We start from the raw sequence: 15,870 nt of genomic DNA, 5'->3' as shown, positions 1-15,870 counted from the left end.
CCCGTAATCGGCCGCTAATCGGCAAATAAGCCCCCGGTCACCAGAGGGTTTTCCCTGAGGAATGAGTGGCCGATTACTACACCTGGACGGCATTCACGCAACAATGCCGAGGGCCGTGAGCCGAACGAAAAACTTTTCCGGGAAAGGAATGCTGACGTGCACGGTGGCGAGGAGCCGGCCAGTGCCTCTCCCGAGACGACCCTGGGAGCTGAGAGCACGTGAGTAGTGACGAGAACCAACTCCGCCAGTACCTCAAGCGTGCTGTCGCCGACGCCCAGGCCAGCCGCAGACGCCTGCGCGAGGTCGAGGAGAAGGACCGGGAGCCCATCGCGATCATCGGGATGGCGTGCCGTTACCCCGGCGGTGTGGACTCGCCGGAACGGCTGTGGCAGGTGGTGGCCGACGGCGTCGACGCGGTGAGCGCCTTCCCCGAACACCGCGGCTGGCCCCTGGACCGGCTGTACCACCCCGACCCGGAGATCGTCGGCACGTCGTACACCGACCAGGGCGGCTTCCTGCACGACGCCGACCAGTTCGACCCGGAATTCTTCGGCATGTCACCGAGGGAGGCCCTCGCCACCGATCCGCAGCAACGCCTGCTGCTGGAGACGGCGTGGGAGAGCTTCGAGCGGGCCGGCATCACGGCGGACTCGGTCCGCGGGAGCCGCACGGGCGTGTTCGTGGGGACGATGTACCACGACTACGGATCGCGGCCGCAGTTGCCGCCGGAGGACTTCGAGGGCTACCTCTACAGCGGGAGCGCGGGCAGCGTCGCCTCGGGCAGGCTGTCCTACGTCTTCGGCCTGGAGGGACCCGCCGTCACCGTCGACACGGCGTGCTCCTCCTCCCTGGTCGCCGTACACCTCGCGGCCGCCGCGCTGCGCCGCGGGGAGTGCGACCTGGCCCTGGCCGGTGGTGTCACCGTGATGTCAACGCCCCAGGCCTTCATCGAGTTCTCCCGGCTGCGCGGTCTGTCGGCCGACGGCCGGTGCAAGTCCTTCGCCTCCTCCGCCGACGGAACCGGCTGGGCCGAAGGAGCCGGGCTGCTGCTCGTGGAGCGGCTCTCCGACGCCCGGCGCAACGGCCACAAGGTGCTCGCCGTGGTCAACGGGTCGGCGATCAACCAGGACGGCGCCAGCAACGGGCTCAGCGCGCCCAACGGCCCCGCCCAGGAACGGGTGATCCGCCAGGCACTGGCCAGCGCGGGACTCTCCCCGGCCGACGTGGACCTCGTCGAGGCGCACGGCACCGGAACCCCCCTCGGTGACCCGATCGAGGCCAATGCCCTGCTCGCCACCTACGGCCGGGAACGGGCCGCCGACCAGCCCCTGTGGCTGGGGTCGCTCAAGTCCAACATCGGGCACACCCAGGCCGCGGCCGGGGTCGGCGGCATCATCAAGATGGTCCAGGCGATCCACCACGGCGTCATGCCGCAGACCCTGCACGCCGACGAGCCGACCCCGCACGTCGACTGGGACACCGGGGCACTGAACCTGCTCACCGAGCGGCGGGACTGGCCGGCACTGGACAGGCCGCGGCGAGCCGCAGTGTCCTCGTTCGGGTTCAGCGGGACCAACGCGCACATCATCATCGAGCAGGCACCGCAGCCGGCCCCGGCGGAGCCCGCCCCGGCTCCGGCACCCCCCGTCGCGCCGCCGGCGTTGCCGTACGTACTGTCGGCCAAGTCCCCCCAGGCGCTGCGCGTTCAGGCGGAGGGCATCGCCGCGCTCCTCGCCGGAGATCCCGGCCTCGACCCCCTCGACCTGGCCTACTCGCTGGCCACCACCCGTTCGGCACTCCGCCAGCGCGCCGTGGTGGTCGCGGCCGACCGCGAAGAGCTGATCGGCGCACTCGCCTCCCTGGCGGAGGAGGAGGGCGGCCACGCGATCCTCGGCGCGAAGGACGAGGGCCGGATCGCGTTCATGTTCACCGGTGGAGGTGCGCAGCGCGTCGGGATGGCCCGTGAACTGGTCGCGACCTTCCCGGCGTTCGCCGCGGCGTTCGACGAGGTCTGCGACGCGCTGGACGAGCACCTGCCCCGTCCGCTGCGCGAGGTGATCGAGTCGGGCGACGAGCTGGACCAGATCGACTACACCCTCGCCGGCCTCTTCGCGGTCGGGGTGGCGCTGTTCCGCCTCCTCGAGACCTGGGGGGTGCACCCGGATTACCTGGTGGGCCACTCGACGGGCGAGCTGATCGCCGCGCACCTCGCGGGCGTGCTCTCGCTGCCCGACGCCGCGGTGCTGGTCACCGCACGCGGCCGGCTGATGCGGGCGCTGCCGGAGGGCGGCGCCATGGTCGCCGTCGAGGCCACCGAGGAGGAGGTGCTCGGGACCCTCACCGGCACCGACCGGGCGGTGATCGCCACGATCAACAGCCCCAACGCGGTGGTGATCTCGGGCGACGCGGAGCCCGTCCACGCCGTCGCGGAGATCTGGAAGGCCCGGGGCCGGTCCACCAAGGTGCTGCCGATCAGCCATGCGTCCCACTCCCCCCGCATGGACCCGATGCTCGAGGAGTTCCGCTCGATCGCCAAGGAACTGACCTTCCACCGGCCGAAGTTCGGCATCGTTTCCACGATGACCGGAAAGGTGGAGCCCGGGGACGGCTGGGCCTCGGCCGACTACTGGGTGGACCAGATCCGCAATCCGGTGCGCTTCCTCGACGCGGTGCGCACCCTGGAGGCGGAAGGTGTGACCACGCTGCTGGAGCTGGGCCCCGACGGGGTCCTCTCGGCGATGGCGGCCGCCAGTGCCGAACAGGCCGTCTCGATCGCCTCGATGCGCAAGCGCAAGCCGGAACCGCGCACCCTGGTCCACGCGCTCGGCGTGCTGCACGCCCGAGGGGTGCCCGTCGACTGGCCGGCCTTCTTCGCCGGGACCGGTGCGCGCACCGCCGACCTGCCCACCTACCCCTTCCAGCGCGAACGGTTCTGGCTGGAACCCCTCGCGATCGCCGGACCGGACCGGGAACCCGACGGGGCGGATCCGGTACGGGCACTGCATCAGGTCAGCTGGATCCCGGAGGCCGTCCGGCCGTCGGCCCGCACGGCGGCCTGGGCCCGGCTCGGCCGGTTCCCCGGCGCGGCGACCGAGCTCCCGTCGTACGAAGACCTGCCGGCCTTCGGGCAAGCACTCGAGTCCGGGCTCGCGGTCCAGGCCCTGCTCGTCGTGCTGGAGACGGCCGGCGCCCCGGAGCGGCCGGCCCAGCGTGCGCTGAGCCTGCTCCAGGAGTGGCTGGCCGACGACCGGTTCGACGGCCTCCGCCTGGTCCTCGTCACCAGGGGGGCCGTCGCCACCACGGACACCGAGGCTCCCGATCCGGAAGCCGCCGCGGTGTGGGGGCTGGTGCGGTCCGCGCAGTCGGAGGCACCCGACCGGATCGTACTCGTCGACGTGGACGCCGACGCGGACGGGAACGCGGACGCGGACGCGGAGCTCGTCCCCCCGTCCCTGCTGACCTTCCTGCTGTCCGCCGACGAACCCCAGGCCGCCGTCCGGGCGGGACGGCTCCGGCTCCCCCGGCTGAACCGGATCCGCTCCTCCGCGGTGCGCAAGGGACCCGACGGCCCGGTGTGGACCCCCGGAGGCACGGTCCTGATCACCGGCGGCACCGGGGTGCTCGGCGCGGCCGTCGCCCGCCACCTGGTCACCGAGCACGGCGTCACGCACCTGCTGCTGGCCGGCCGCACGGGCCCGCGGGCGGCGGGAGCCGAGCTCCTGCGGACCGAGCTGACCGGGCTCGGCGCGACGGTGCGCATCGCGGCCTGCGACGTCTCGGACCGGGAGGCCCTCGCCGGGCTGCTCGGCGAGATCCCGGCCGACCGGCCGCTGAGCGCGATCGTCCACGCGGCGGGCGTACTGGACAACGGACTGCTCCCGGCGATGACTCCGCACCAGCTGGAATCCGTACTGCGCCCCAAGGCGGACGCGGCCCGGCACCTGCACGAGCTGACGCTCGACGCGGACCTGTCGGCCTTCGTGCTGTTCTCCTCGACCGTCGGGCTCTTCGGGGGACCCGGTCAGGCGAACTACGCCGCCGCCAGCGCGTTCCTCGACGGGCTGGCCGAGCGGCGGCGCGCGCACGGACTGCCCGCGACCTCGCTCGCCTGGGGACTGTGGGACGTCGACGGCGGCATCAACGCGGGACTGGGCGAGCTGGACCGCGCCCGGTTCGCCAGGGACGGCTTCGTCCCGATCGGCGCGGAGGAAGGACTGGCGGTGTTCGACGCCGCGACGTCCGTGGACCGGCCCGCGGTGACCATCACGGCGTTCGACCAGGAGGCGCTGCGGGCGCTCGACCGGGTCTCCCCGCTGCTGCGGGCGCTGGTCCCCGCGTCGGCGGCGCGTCCCGCCGGGCACGGCACCGAGGTGTCGTTGTCGCAGCGGATGTCCGAGATGGCCGCTCCCGAGCGCGCGGAGTTCGTCCTCGAGCTGGTCCGCGGCCGGGTGGCCGCGGTACTCGGCCGCAGCGATCCGGCCGCCATCGACCCCGAACAGCCCTTCCGGGAGCTCGGTTTCGACTCGCTCACCGCTGTGGAGATGCGCAACAGGCTGAGCACGGTCAGCGGTGTCCCCCTGCCCGCCACCGCGGTGTTCGACCATCCCACTCCGTCGAAGCTGGCGGCGTTCCTGCTCAGCCGGATCGCGTCCGACGCCACGGCTCCCCCGCGATCGGCCGCCCTGGCCGCGCTGGACGAGCTGGAGGAGGTGCTCACGGCAGGGGCCGGCACCGGGGACGACGACCGCGGCGCCGTCACCGTCCGGCTGCAGACCCTCCTGTCCCGGTGGCTGGAGGCCGGCGCGGCACCGGGGGACGGAGCCGATGCCGACCCGGCCGACCCCCTCGAATCGGCGTCGACCGCCGAACTGCTCGAGTTCATCGACAACGAGCTCGGTCGCGCCCAGAACTGATCCCCGCCCGACGTCAAGAACAGGTGAGACATCCCCATGGCGGATGAGAAGAAGCTTGCGGAGTATCTGAAATGGGTTACCGCCGACTTGAAGAAGGCCCGGCAACGCATCGCGGAACTGGAGTCCGGCCGAACGGAGCCGGTCGCGATCGTGGGCATGGCCTGCCGCTACCCGGGCGGCGTGCGATCGGCGGACGACCTGTGGCGGCTCGTCGTGGACGGACGCGACGCCATCACGGAGTTCCCCGCCGACCGCGGCTGGGACGTCGACTCGCTCTACGACCCCGACCCGGACGTACCGGGTACGACCTACACGCGGGAAGGCGGCTTCCTGGACGGAGCGACCGAGTTCGACGCCTCCTTCTTCGGGATATCTCCCCGTGAGGCCCTCGCGATGGACCCCCAGCAGCGGGTCCTGCTGGAGACCGCCTGGGAGACCTTCGAGCACGCGGGCATCGACCCGACCGTCTTGAAGGGCACCGCCGTCGGTGTCTTCGTCGGCGCCGTGGAGCAGTCCTATCTGGGGCTGTCCGGTCCCGAGGAGCTCGAGGGCTACCTGCTGACGAGCAAGCTCGGCAGCGTCGCGTCCGGCCGGATCTCCTACTCCTTCGGCTTCGAGGGTCCCGCCCTCACCGTGGACACGGCGTGCTCCTCGTCCCTGGTGGCGATGCACCTCGCGGCGCAGTCGCTGCGCTCCGGCGAATCGAGTCTCGCGCTCGCCGGCGGCGTGACGATCGGCGGAACCCCCGGCGGGTTCGTCGACTTCTCCCGGCAGCGCGGCCTGGCCCCCGACGGCCGGTGCAAGTCCTTCTCGGCCTCGGCCGACGGCACCAGCTGGTCGGAGGGTGTCGGGCTGCTCCTGCTCGAACGGCTCGGCGACGCCGTACGCAACGGGCACCGGGTGCTGGCCGTCCTGCGTTCCTCGGCGGTCAACTCCGACGGCGCCTCCAACGGACTCACGGCCCCCAGCGGCCCGTCCCAGGAACGGGTGATCCGGACCGCGCTCACCGAAGCGCGGCTGGACGCCTCCGACGTGGACGCCGTCGAGGCGCACGGCACCGGCACCCGGCTCGGAGACCCCATCGAAGCCCAGGCGCTGCTGGCCACGTACGGCGCCGCGCACACCGCGGAACGCCCGCTGCTGCTGGGCTCGTTGAAGTCCAACATCGGGCACTCGGTGGCCGCCGCGGGAGTGGGCGGCGTCATCAAGATGGTCCAGGCGCTGCGGCACGGGGCGCTGCCGCGGACGCTGCACGTCGACGAGCCGACGCCGCTGGTCGACTGGTCGGCGGGAGCGGTCGAACTGCTCACCGAGCAGCGTCCGTGGCCGCGGACGGACCGGCCGCGCCGGGCGGCCGTGTCCGCGTTCGGCGTCAGCGGCACCAACGCCCACGTGATCCTGGAGCAGGCACCCGCGGAGACGAGGGTCGAAGTCCCCGCCTCACCACCCCCGTTCCTGCCGTGGACCCTGTCCGCCAGGACCCAGCGGGCCCTGCGGGCCCAGGCCGGCGGCCTGGCGGCGTTCGCCGGTGCCGATCCCGGGCTGTCCGCCGCGGACATCGCCTACTCGCTGGCGACCACGCGTGCGGATCTGCCGCACCGGACCGTCGTACTCGGCTCCGACCGCGAGTCGTTGCTCGCGTCCCTCGGCGCGTTCGCCGCGGGCGGGCCCCGCACCGCGACCGCCGGAGTGCCGGGGAAGGCCGCGGGCACCGGCACCGGCGCCGGCAAACTGGGGTTCCTCTTCACCGGCCAGGGCGCCCAGCGGGCCGCCATGGGCAGGGAGCTGTACCGGGAATTCCCGGTGTACGCCGAGGCGTTCGACGCGGTCCGCGCCCAGCTCGACCCGTACCTGGACCACCCGTTGCGCGAGGTGCTCGAGGACGAACGGCTGCTGGCCGGGACCGGGTACGCCCAGCCCGCACTGTTCGCGCTGGAGGTCGCGCTGTTCCGGCTGTTCGAGGCGTGGGGCGTCAGGCCGGACTTTCTCGCCGGTCACTCGATCGGCGAACTGTCCGCCGCACACGTGGCGGGAGTGCTGTCGCTGCCGGACGCGGCGGCCGTGGTCGCCGCCCGGGGCAGGCTCATGCAGGCACTCCCGGAGGGGGGTGCGATGGCGGCCCTGCAGGCCACGGAGGAGGAGATCGCACCACTGCTGGCGCGGTCGGGCGGCACCGTGGCGGTCGCCGCGGTCAACGGTCCGTTGGCCACGGTGGTGTCCGGACACCGGGACGCCGTCGAGGAGGTCACCGCGACCGTACGGTCCTGGGGGCGCCGCACCAAGCCGCTGACGGTCAGCCACGCCTTCCACTCGCCCCTCATGGATCCGATGCTCGAGGAGTTCGGCCGGGTCCTGCGCAAGGTCACCCTGAACGCGCCGGACATCCCCGTCGTGTCGACGGTCACCGGCCGGATCGCCACCGCGGAGCAGCTCCGCGACCCGGAGTACTGGACCGATCAGGTGAGGCGGCCGGTCCGTTTCCTCGACGCGACCCGCACCCTCGCCGACCAGAACGTGACCGTCACCCTGGAACTGGGTCCGGCCGGAGTCCTCTCCGCCCTGGTCGCCGAGAACGCGCCGATCACCCCGGTGGCCGCGGTGCGCACCGGCCGGACCGAGACGCACGACGTGGTCGCGGCGTTGGGCGGGCTCTGGACCGCGGGGACACCCGTGGACTGGCCGGCCTTCTTCGCCGGAGCCGGCGCACGGCGGGTGGAACTGCCGAGCTACCCGTTCGAGCGGGAGCGGTACTGGCTGGAGTCCCCGGCGGGGCCGGCCGTACCGCCGGCGGCCGCCGTACGCACCCCGCGGGATGCGCTGCTGCGGGTCGACTGGACCCCGTACGACCCGGCCGGCCGGCCCGGTCCCCCGGACCTGGCCGTGCTGCGCCTGGGCGGGAGCGACGTCCCCGGCCTGCCGGAGCTCCCCGCCGGGGACCGGTTCGACGACGTGGCGGACGCGCTGGCCGCCCTGCGGTCGGGGGCGTCCTTCGGCGCCCTGCTCGTCCCCGCCCTGTTCTCCTCCGGCGGTGACGTTCCCCGGCGTGCCGAGGAAGCCGCGCAGGAGGTGCTGACACTGGTCCAGTCCTGGCTGGCGGACGACCGGACCGCCGATGTCCCGCTGGTCGTGCTGACCCGGGGGGCCGTGTCCACCGGCCGCGGCGGCGTGGACGCCTCGGACCTCGTGGCCGCTCCCCTCTGGGGACTGCTGCGTTCGGCGCAGTCGGAGGCGCCCGACCGGATCGTACTGATCGACGTGGACGGGGAGCCCGCATCGACGGCGGCCCTGTCCCCGGTGCTGGGGTCCGGACAGCCGCAGGCCGCCGTCCGCTCGGGCCAGGTGCTCCTGCCCGGCCTGGCCGAGGTGCCCGGGGACGACGCTCCCCCGGCCCGTGTTCCGTGGCGCCGCGATGGCACCGTACTGATCACGGGCGGGACCGGGGCGCTCGGCGGGCTGTTCGCCCGTCACCTGGTCCGCACGCACGGCGTGACCCGGCTGCTGCTCGTCAGCCGGCGGGGGCCGGCGGCCGACGGCGCGGCGGAGCTGGCCGGTGAACTCACCGGACTCGGCGCCGAGGTGCGGGTCGTCGCCTGTGACCTCGCCGATCGCGAGGCGCTCTCCGCACTGCTGGACACCATCCCGGCAGACCGCCCGCTCACCGGTGTCGTGCACGCCGCCGGGGTGCTCGACGACGGCATGTTCGCCGACCTGACCCCGGACCGGCTGGCCGCCGTCCTGCGGTCCAAGGCGCACGCCGCGTGGAACCTGCACGAGCTCACCCTCGGCCGCGAGCTCGACTCCTTCGTCCTGTTCTCGTCCATCGCGGGTGTCATCGGCGGCTCCGGCCAGGCCAACTACGCCGCGGCCAACACCTTCCTCGACGTACTGGCCGGCCACCGCGCCGGACTCGGACTGCCCGCGACCTCGCTGGCCTGGGGGCTGTGGGCGTACGAGGGCGGGATGAGCGGGCACCTGACCGGGGCCGATCTCAAGCGGATCGCCCGCTCCGGCCTGCTCCCCATCACCGCGGAGACCGGACCGCAGATGCTGGACCTCGCGCTCGGGGCCGGCGGTCCCGCGCTGGTGGTCACCCCGGTCGACCTGACCGCGCTCCGCTCCCACGCCGGTCGGGCGCCGTTGCTGCTGCGCCGGCTGATCCCGGCCGCCGCCGACGGCGCCGCGGGAGCCTGCGGGGACGATTCCCCGCTCCTGTCCGAGCAGCTGGCGGGGCTGGCGGCCGCACGGCAGCGCGAGGTCGTGGCGGAGTTCGTCCGCCGGGAGGTGGCGCTGGTGCTCGGCCATCCCTCGCCGGACGCGATCGACGGGCAGCAGCTCTTCTCCGGGCTCGGCTTCGACTCGCTCCTCTCGGTGGAGCTGCGCAACCGGCTCGCCGACGCCACCGGCCTGAAGCTGCCGCCTTCGCTCGTCTTCGAGCACCCCACGCCGGACGGTCTGGTGGAGCACCTGTGCGCCGTACTGGTCACCCCGGGCGGTACGGGCCCCGCGGCCGGGGCCGGTGCGGCCCCGGCGGCCGGCGGGGTGGACTTCGCCGCCGACGTCCGCCTCGACGAGGACATCCGCCCGACCGGTGAGGTCGTCCGGGTCGCCGCCGAGCCCGCCGAGATCCTGCTGACCGGCGCCACCGGATTCCTCGGAGCGTTCCTGCTGCGCGACCTGATGCGGTCGACCACGGCCAGGGTGCACTGCCTGGTACGGGGGGCCGACCAGGCCGACGCACTGCGCCGGCTGCGGGAGAACCTGGCGTGGTACCAGGTCGGGGAGGAGGTCGACCCGGCCCGGATCTCCGTGGTCGTCGGGGACCTGGGCGCCGTGCGCCTGGGCCTGACCGAGGCCGAGTTCGACGACCTCGCCCGCCGCGTCGACGTGGTGTACCACGCCGGCGCGACCGTCAGTTGGCTGCGGCCCTACACCGAACTCGCGTCGGCGAACGTGGGCGGTACCCGGGAGATCCTGCGGCTCGCGGCGGCGCACCGGACGGTGCCGGTGCACTACGTGTCGACGACCGGCGTGTTCCCCGCACCCGGCCCCGGCGCCGCCCCGGCCACCGTGACCGACCCGACCGGGCCCGGGGAGCTGCTGCACAACGGCTACCTGCAGAGCAAGTGGGTGGCCGAGCAGACCATCGCGCTCGGCAGGAGCCGGGGGCTGCCCGTCTCGGTCTACCGCGTGGACGTCGTGTGCGGCGACCGGGAGACGGGCGCCTGCCAGACCAGGGACTTCATCTGGTTGAGTCTCAAGGGGCTGCTGGAGACCGGAGCGGTGCCCGAGAGCCTGGCGGGTGTCGTCCACATGGTTCCGGTGGACTACGTCAGCGGGGCGATCGTGGCCCTGTCGGCGCGGCAGGACACCGCGAGCCGGACCTTCCACCTCTACAACCGGCAGGACCAGACGTTCACGGAGTTCGTCGGTCACCTCAGGTCGTTCGGGTACCAGCTGCCCGAGCTCGACTGGAACGCGTGGTCGGCCAGGGTCCGCTCGGACCGCAAGAACGCCGTCGTCCCGCTGCTGGATTCGTTCGAGGGAATGAACTCCGGCCATGGAACGGCCACTTATCCGCCGATTGACGTATCGGACACCGAATTCGCGCTGCGGGACACCGGAATTGAATGCCCGCCGGTCGACCGGGACCTGTTCGAGAAGTATGTGAATTTCTTCGTCCGCGCGGGGTACTTCCCGCCCTCGTAACCACGTGATCGCACTCGTCGACGAGCAGGCCGGCCCACCGGCCTGCTCGTCGACGTACCCGCCCACCCATGTACCGCGCGACCAACTGGCGATGGATTAAGGCCAGTTGCAAGGATCTCAACCTCTCCGGTGATACAGTCTTCTGCCATGGATAAGAATTCCGTTACCCAGCTGGTCGGAAAGTACATCGCGATCTGGAATGAATCGGACGGTCGGGCCCGACAGGCTTTGGTCGACGAGGTCTTCACCCCGGAGGCCACATACACCGATCCGACCGTAGCCGCCCACGGCGCGGCGGAGATCGGCACGTACATCGCCTCCGCACAGAAGAACTTCACCGGGATGCTCTTCACCTTCGAGAACGTGCTGACCCACCACGACGCCGTCCACTTCTCGTGGCAGGTGGGCCCCCGGGGTGGCGCGCCGGCGGTGAGCGGGTCCGACGTCGCCCTCCTCGAAGGCGGCCGGATCAGCCGGGTGTACGGGTTCTTCAACGGCTTCTGACCCCCGCGGAGGCCGCACGCGCACATGACCGCACCCGTCGGGCCCCGCGCGAGTCGCGGGTACCCGACGGGTGCGGCCGGTCGGAGGAAGAGCGGAGCGGAAGGCGCTCGTGCGGTCCGCGGTCGTCACCGCACGGCTCACCGCGTGAGGTTCTCCAAGGCGTCGAGGTCTTCGGCCTCGTGCGCGTCCGGGCCCCCAGGAGGCGCCGGCGCCCGCAGGGACCCGTAGGTCCCGAGCGCGGCGGCCACCAGGATCAGGGCGGCCGCCCCCAGCGTCGCCCCGTCCGGGTGGATCAGCGACTGGCCCCGCAGCGCCTGCCAGAGCAGCAGGACGAACACGGCGGCGTACACCCCCGAGGCGAGCAGGACCAGGCGCAGCCGCACCCGGTCGTCGGCGAGCCGGGCGAAGCGCGGTGCGAGCAGGGCCAGCAGCAGGACCAGCAGCGGCAGGAGCTGCAGCGCGTGCATGCCGACGAAGTGCGATATCCGCAGGTCGCCGCCGGTCGTCGACCAGCCCGTCAGCGGCATCGAGGGCCCGCCGTCCGGCACGCCCACGCTGTGCGCGCCGACCACCGTGGAAACGCCCATCCGCTGCCCCGGCGCGGGCTCCGTCATCAGGAACCCGACGGCCGCCCCGACCAGCGCCTGGACGACGCCGCAACGCACGGCCCAGGCGGAGGCGCGGTCGGTCATCCGGGCCCGGAGCAGGAGGACGGCGACGGCGAACGTGGCGAGCCACAGGGCGATGACCGTGCCGCCCATCACGTTGTACAACGCCTCGTCGAGGGGCGTTTCGTAGTTGAAGTGGCTGCGCTTCCCGCGCATCGCCTGCCCCGCGATGATCACGATCTCGACGAAGCTCGCCACCGCGACCACCGTCCCCGCCCACCAGCCCACACGTCGGCCGCGCGGGAGGAGCGACAGCATCCAGGCCAGGGAGAGGCAGTAGGCCGCGAAGGACACCGAGAACTTGAACGGCTTGAACCAGATCCGCGCACCCCCCAGGACACGGTCGTCGACGACGAGCCCCACCGCGCACACGGCCGCGACCGGGACCATCACGACGCAGAACAGCACCAGCGGCCGATGCCACGACCGCCATGGAGCCGACGGCCGCCGCTCCGACTCAGACGGAACCGATGAAGAAATCATGACCCTCCTCAGATAGGGACAGCAGCCGGGCCGGCGGTGCGCCGGGGCACGAATGGACGCCCTGGCCGAAGGAAATGGGTCCGCCGGCATCGCGATGGATTCCTCGACGCCCGACACGGCGCGACCGGAATACCCGGCGGAACGCGCGGCCGAAAGCGGGAAGGCATTCCCGGGCGGCGCCGTGGAAGCGGAGCGGCCGGCGAACAGGGTGAAGCGGACCGGGTGATCGGATCGCCGGCACGCGGCGGCCCGTACGCTACCGGCGCGTGTTCCCCGTCCCGGTCTCCTACCGGTAATCGCCCGCCCGTGCGCACGGCGCCGGTCCGGTTACCGGGGAGAGACCGCGGCCCTCCGTCCCCCCATCGGGCAGGGGCATCGCCCGGCCCCGTCCCGGCCGACGGCCGCACCGGACCGGCTCCCCCGGCCGGGCGCACCGCACGGCGGTCTTCCCCCGGTAATCAGCCGGCGCGCCGCGGGAATGCACGCGATTACCGGCAGGAGACCGGTCCGGGAGCCCGCGTCGGTAGCGTTCTCACAGACCTTTGCCGGGTTCTCAGGAGAATACGAATGGAGCGGTTAGCCGTGACTCAGGATCAGCACTTGGTGCACTTGGTGAGTGACATCAACAAACACCAGGAGGCATTCGGAGAGGTTTTCAACTCCGGTGACGTGGCCGCGGTCAACGCGATGTACGTTGACGACGCGGTCGGGATTTGGGAGCCGGGAAAGCCGCTCAGCGGCCAGGTCCGCCGCGATTACGTGGCCGAATTCCTGGCGAATCGCAAGCCCTCGGTGGAAGCGACCGTGCGCCAGCAGCTGGTAGTCGGTGACACCGCCATGCTCGTCGTCGAGTGGCAGATGGACACGATCGGCGAGGACGGCAACCCGGAGCCCCTGGAGGGCGTGGCCATCGACGTACTGCGCCGGGGCGAGGACGGCTACTGGCGCTACGTCGTGGACAACCCCTTCGGGGTCAGCGGCCCGTGGGCCGCCGAGGACGAGGGCCCGGCGTAACCGAAGGCTCGAACGGGCGGCGGGGCACGGGCGTCCCGCCGCCACTCGGTCGGACCGAGGAACGATCACCCACACTCGTCGCGGTGGACGCCGCGCGAGGTACAGAGGAGCGCACATGTCCAACCTTTCGGCCCCCCAGTCACCGGTCACCGTCGTCGGTCTGGGGCTGATGGGCCACGCGCTGGCCGCGGCCTTCCTGGCGAAGGGTCACCCGACCACCGTCTGGAACCGCTCGGCCGCCAAGGCCGACGATCTCGTCGCCAACGGCGCCACCCTCGCCGACTCGGTCAAGAGCGCGGTGGAGGCGAGTCCGCTCGTCGTCATCTGCGTCTCCGACTACGAAGCCGTGCACGGGCTGCTGGACCCGGTCGGGTCCTCGCTGGCGGGCCGCACCCTGGTCAACCTGACCACGGCCAGCTCCGCCCAGGCGCGCGAAACCGCCGAGTGGGCCGCCAAGCTCGCCAGTCCCTACCTCGACGGCGCGATCCTGGCCCTTCCCGCGGCCATCGGCACGGCCGACGCCACGGTGCTGTACTCCGGCCCGAAGGCCGCGTTCGAGGCGCACCAGGACACCCTCCAGGTCCTCAGCGAGACCGGAACCGTGTACCTCGACGAGGACCCGAGCCTGTCCGCCCTGTACGACATGTCCGTCCTGAGCATCATGTGGGGCGTCCTGAACAGCTTCCTGCACGGTGCCGCGCTGCTGGGCACCGCGAACGTCAAGGCCACGACCTTCGCGACCCTGGCCAGCACCGCGATCAACGTGACCTCCGAGTACGTCGCCGCGTACGCCCAGCAGATCGACGAGGGCAAGTACCCGGCCGACGACGCCACCATCGCCGTCCACGTGGGCGGCATGGAGCACCTCGTCCACGAGAGCGAGGCGCTCGGCGTCAACACCGAGCTGCCGAACTTCTACCTGGAGATGGCCAAGCGCGCGGTGGCCGACGGCCACGTGGGCGACAGCTACGCGGCGCTGATCAACCAGTTCCGCAAGCGCTCCGCCTGATCCCCTCCCCCCTCCCCCCATGCCGTAGACGCGGGGCCGGGAGTCCGGGCGCAGCGCTTCGCGACCCGGGTTTCCGGCCCTGTTCTTCAGACCAAGATCGGAAAGCCGCATGATATCGAGACGAACCGCGCTCAGGTCGGGCGGTCTGGCCCTCGCCGGCACCGCGCTGGCCGCGGGCCTCCCCGCGGTCGCCGAGGCCACCGAAGGCCCCGCCGACGCCGTCCGCACCTTCGACGCGATCGTCGTCGGGGCCGGACTGGCCGGCCTCACCGCGGCCCGTGAACTGCGCAAGCAGGGCCGCCAGGTGCTCGTGCTCGAGGCACGCAACCGCATCGGCGGGCGCACGTGGACCGACACGTTCAACGGGTACGAGATAGAGCGTGGCGGCGCCTGGGTCGACCCGAGGCAGCCGCACGTCTGGCGCGAACTGTCGCGCTACGCCCTGCCGATCATCGCGGACGCGGGCCCGGAGCGCGTGCTCATGCCGACCCTGACCGGATTCGCGCAGTACGACCCGGTCGAGGCCTACACCCGGCAGGGCGAGCTGTTCACGCCCTTCTTCGACGGCTCCAGGGACTACTTCCCCAGTCCCTACCAGCCCTTCACCCGCGAGGACCTGCTCGCGCCGCTGGACCGGCTGAGCCTGCGCGACCGGCTCGACCAGCTGGCCTACGCGCCCCAGGACGAGATCCGGATGACCAGCACCACCGCGCTCTACGGCTCGCCGACGAAGCGGGGCGCGATGACCCAGCTGGCGCAATGGTGGGCGCTGGCGGGCTGGAACTACGAGGGGTTCTCCGGGGTCAACACCTACCGGATGGGGAACGGCACCGCCTCGCTGGCCAACGCGATCCTCGCCGACGGCAAGCCGCGACTCGTGCTCAATTCGCCGGTCGCCTCGGTCACTCAGGTGAACGGTCGGGTGAAGGTGACGACACGGACGGGGGTGACCTACACCGCGGCCGAGGTGATCATGGCCGTGCCGGTCAACGTATGGAAGAACATCACCTTCAGCCCGGCGCTGCCGGCCGCCAACCGGACGGCGACGACCCAGGGTTACGGCGTACCGCGCCAGAAGAAGCTGTGGCTGGACCTGGCCGACCCGAGCGACCGGTTCATCGCCGAGGCGCCCGAGGGCTACTCCATCACCATCATGGGCCGGATGAACGAGAACGCCCCGGTCGTGGCCTTCAGCGTCAATCCCGCACTCGACGTCACCAGCCACGCGCGGGTCCAGGCCGCGGTGCGCGAGATCATGCCGGGGGCGACCCTGCGCGGCTACACCGTGACGGACTGGGAGGCCGACGAGTTCTCCCTCGGCGGCCCGGCGTTCCGCCAGCCCTTCCAGCTGACCCGGCTGCACCGTGCGATCAGCCGGCCCCTCGGCCAGGTGAAGTTCTGCGGCGACGACCTCGCCCTGGGCTGGGCCGGGTACATGGACGGCGCCATCGAGTCGGGTCTGCGGGTGGCCGGTTCGCCGACGCTGTCACCTTCGCCGCAGGCGCCGAACTCCCGGGGCCTGGTGGGACCGGCGGTCAACCGCCGGACGTACCGCTCCATGATCGGCCTGTGA

6 protein-coding genes and 1 pseudogene are annotated in these 15,870 nt (G+C 72.3%); 6 read left to right on the top strand and 1 reads right to left on the bottom strand.

What is annotated here, in order from left to right; translation table 11 throughout:
* Positions 1–260: 260 nt before the first annotated feature.
* From OG389_RS28620 to OG389_RS28610, 3 genes and pseudogenes are all read left to right on the top strand, one after another.
* A pseudogene (locus OG389_RS28620) lies at positions 261–4,913 on the top strand (type I polyketide synthase); the annotation flags it as partial.
* A gap of 30 nt (positions 4,914–4,943) precedes the next feature.
* The gene (locus tag OG389_RS28615) at positions 4,944–10,619 is read left to right on the top strand and encodes a thioester reductase domain-containing protein (protein ID WP_443059466.1); all 5,676 of its coding nucleotides are present in this window, start codon (positions 4,944–4,946) and stop codon (positions 10,617–10,619) included.
* Between the two features lie 147 nt (positions 10,620–10,766).
* Positions 10,767–11,123, top strand: a complete 357-nt coding sequence (locus OG389_RS28610; protein WP_328301305.1) for a nuclear transport factor 2 family protein — start codon at positions 10,767–10,769, stop codon at positions 11,121–11,123.
* Positions 11,124–11,260: 137 nt separating this feature from the next.
* Here OG389_RS28610 and OG389_RS28605 read toward each other — a convergent pair whose 3' ends face one another.
* Positions 11,261–12,181, bottom strand: a complete 921-nt coding sequence (locus OG389_RS28605) for a hypothetical protein (protein ID WP_328304172.1) — start codon at positions 12,179–12,181, stop codon at positions 11,261–11,263.
* 675 nt (positions 12,182–12,856) lie between these two features.
* Between OG389_RS28605 and OG389_RS28600 the strand changes: the two genes are divergently transcribed.
* The 3 genes from OG389_RS28600 to OG389_RS28590 all read left to right on the top strand — a co-directional run bounded on the left by OG389_RS28600 (position 12,857) and on the right by OG389_RS28590 (position 15,870).
* Complete coding sequence (locus OG389_RS28600) at positions 12,857–13,288, top strand: YybH family protein (RefSeq protein ID WP_328301304.1); 432 nt, start codon at positions 12,857–12,859, stop codon at positions 13,286–13,288.
* Between the two features lie 115 nt (positions 13,289–13,403).
* Positions 13,404–14,297, top strand: a complete 894-nt coding sequence (locus OG389_RS28595; RefSeq protein WP_328301303.1) for an NAD(P)-dependent oxidoreductase — start codon at positions 13,404–13,406, stop codon at positions 14,295–14,297.
* 109 nt (positions 14,298–14,406) lie between these two features.
* On the top strand, positions 14,407–15,870 hold the full coding sequence (locus tag OG389_RS28590; protein ID WP_328301302.1) for a flavin monoamine oxidase family protein: 1,464 nt from the start codon (positions 14,407–14,409) through the stop codon (positions 15,868–15,870).

The organism is Streptomyces sp. NBC_00435 (assembly GCF_036014235.1).
In the GTDB taxonomy this organism is placed as follows: domain Bacteria; phylum Actinomycetota; class Actinomycetes; order Streptomycetales; family Streptomycetaceae; genus Streptomyces.
Note: the sequence above shows the minus strand (reverse complement) of the source record. Positions and strands in the feature narration are given on the sequence as shown.

Bases quoted from the DNA above. Each gene is read 5' to 3' on its own strand.
- OG389_RS28590 (WP_328301302.1), top strand. From the start codon at position 14,407: ATGATATCGAGACGAACCGCGCTCAGGTCGGGCGGTCTGGCCCTCGCC.
- OG389_RS28605 (WP_328304172.1), bottom strand. From the start codon at position 12,181: ATGGTCCCGGTCGCGGCCGTGTGCGCGGTGGGGCTCGTCGTCGACGAC.
- OG389_RS28610 (WP_328301305.1), top strand. From the start codon at position 10,767: ATGGATAAGAATTCCGTTACCCAGCTGGTCGGAAAGTACATCGCGATC.
- OG389_RS28595 (WP_328301303.1), top strand. From the start codon at position 13,404: ATGTCCAACCTTTCGGCCCCCCAGTCACCGGTCACCGTCGTCGGTCTG.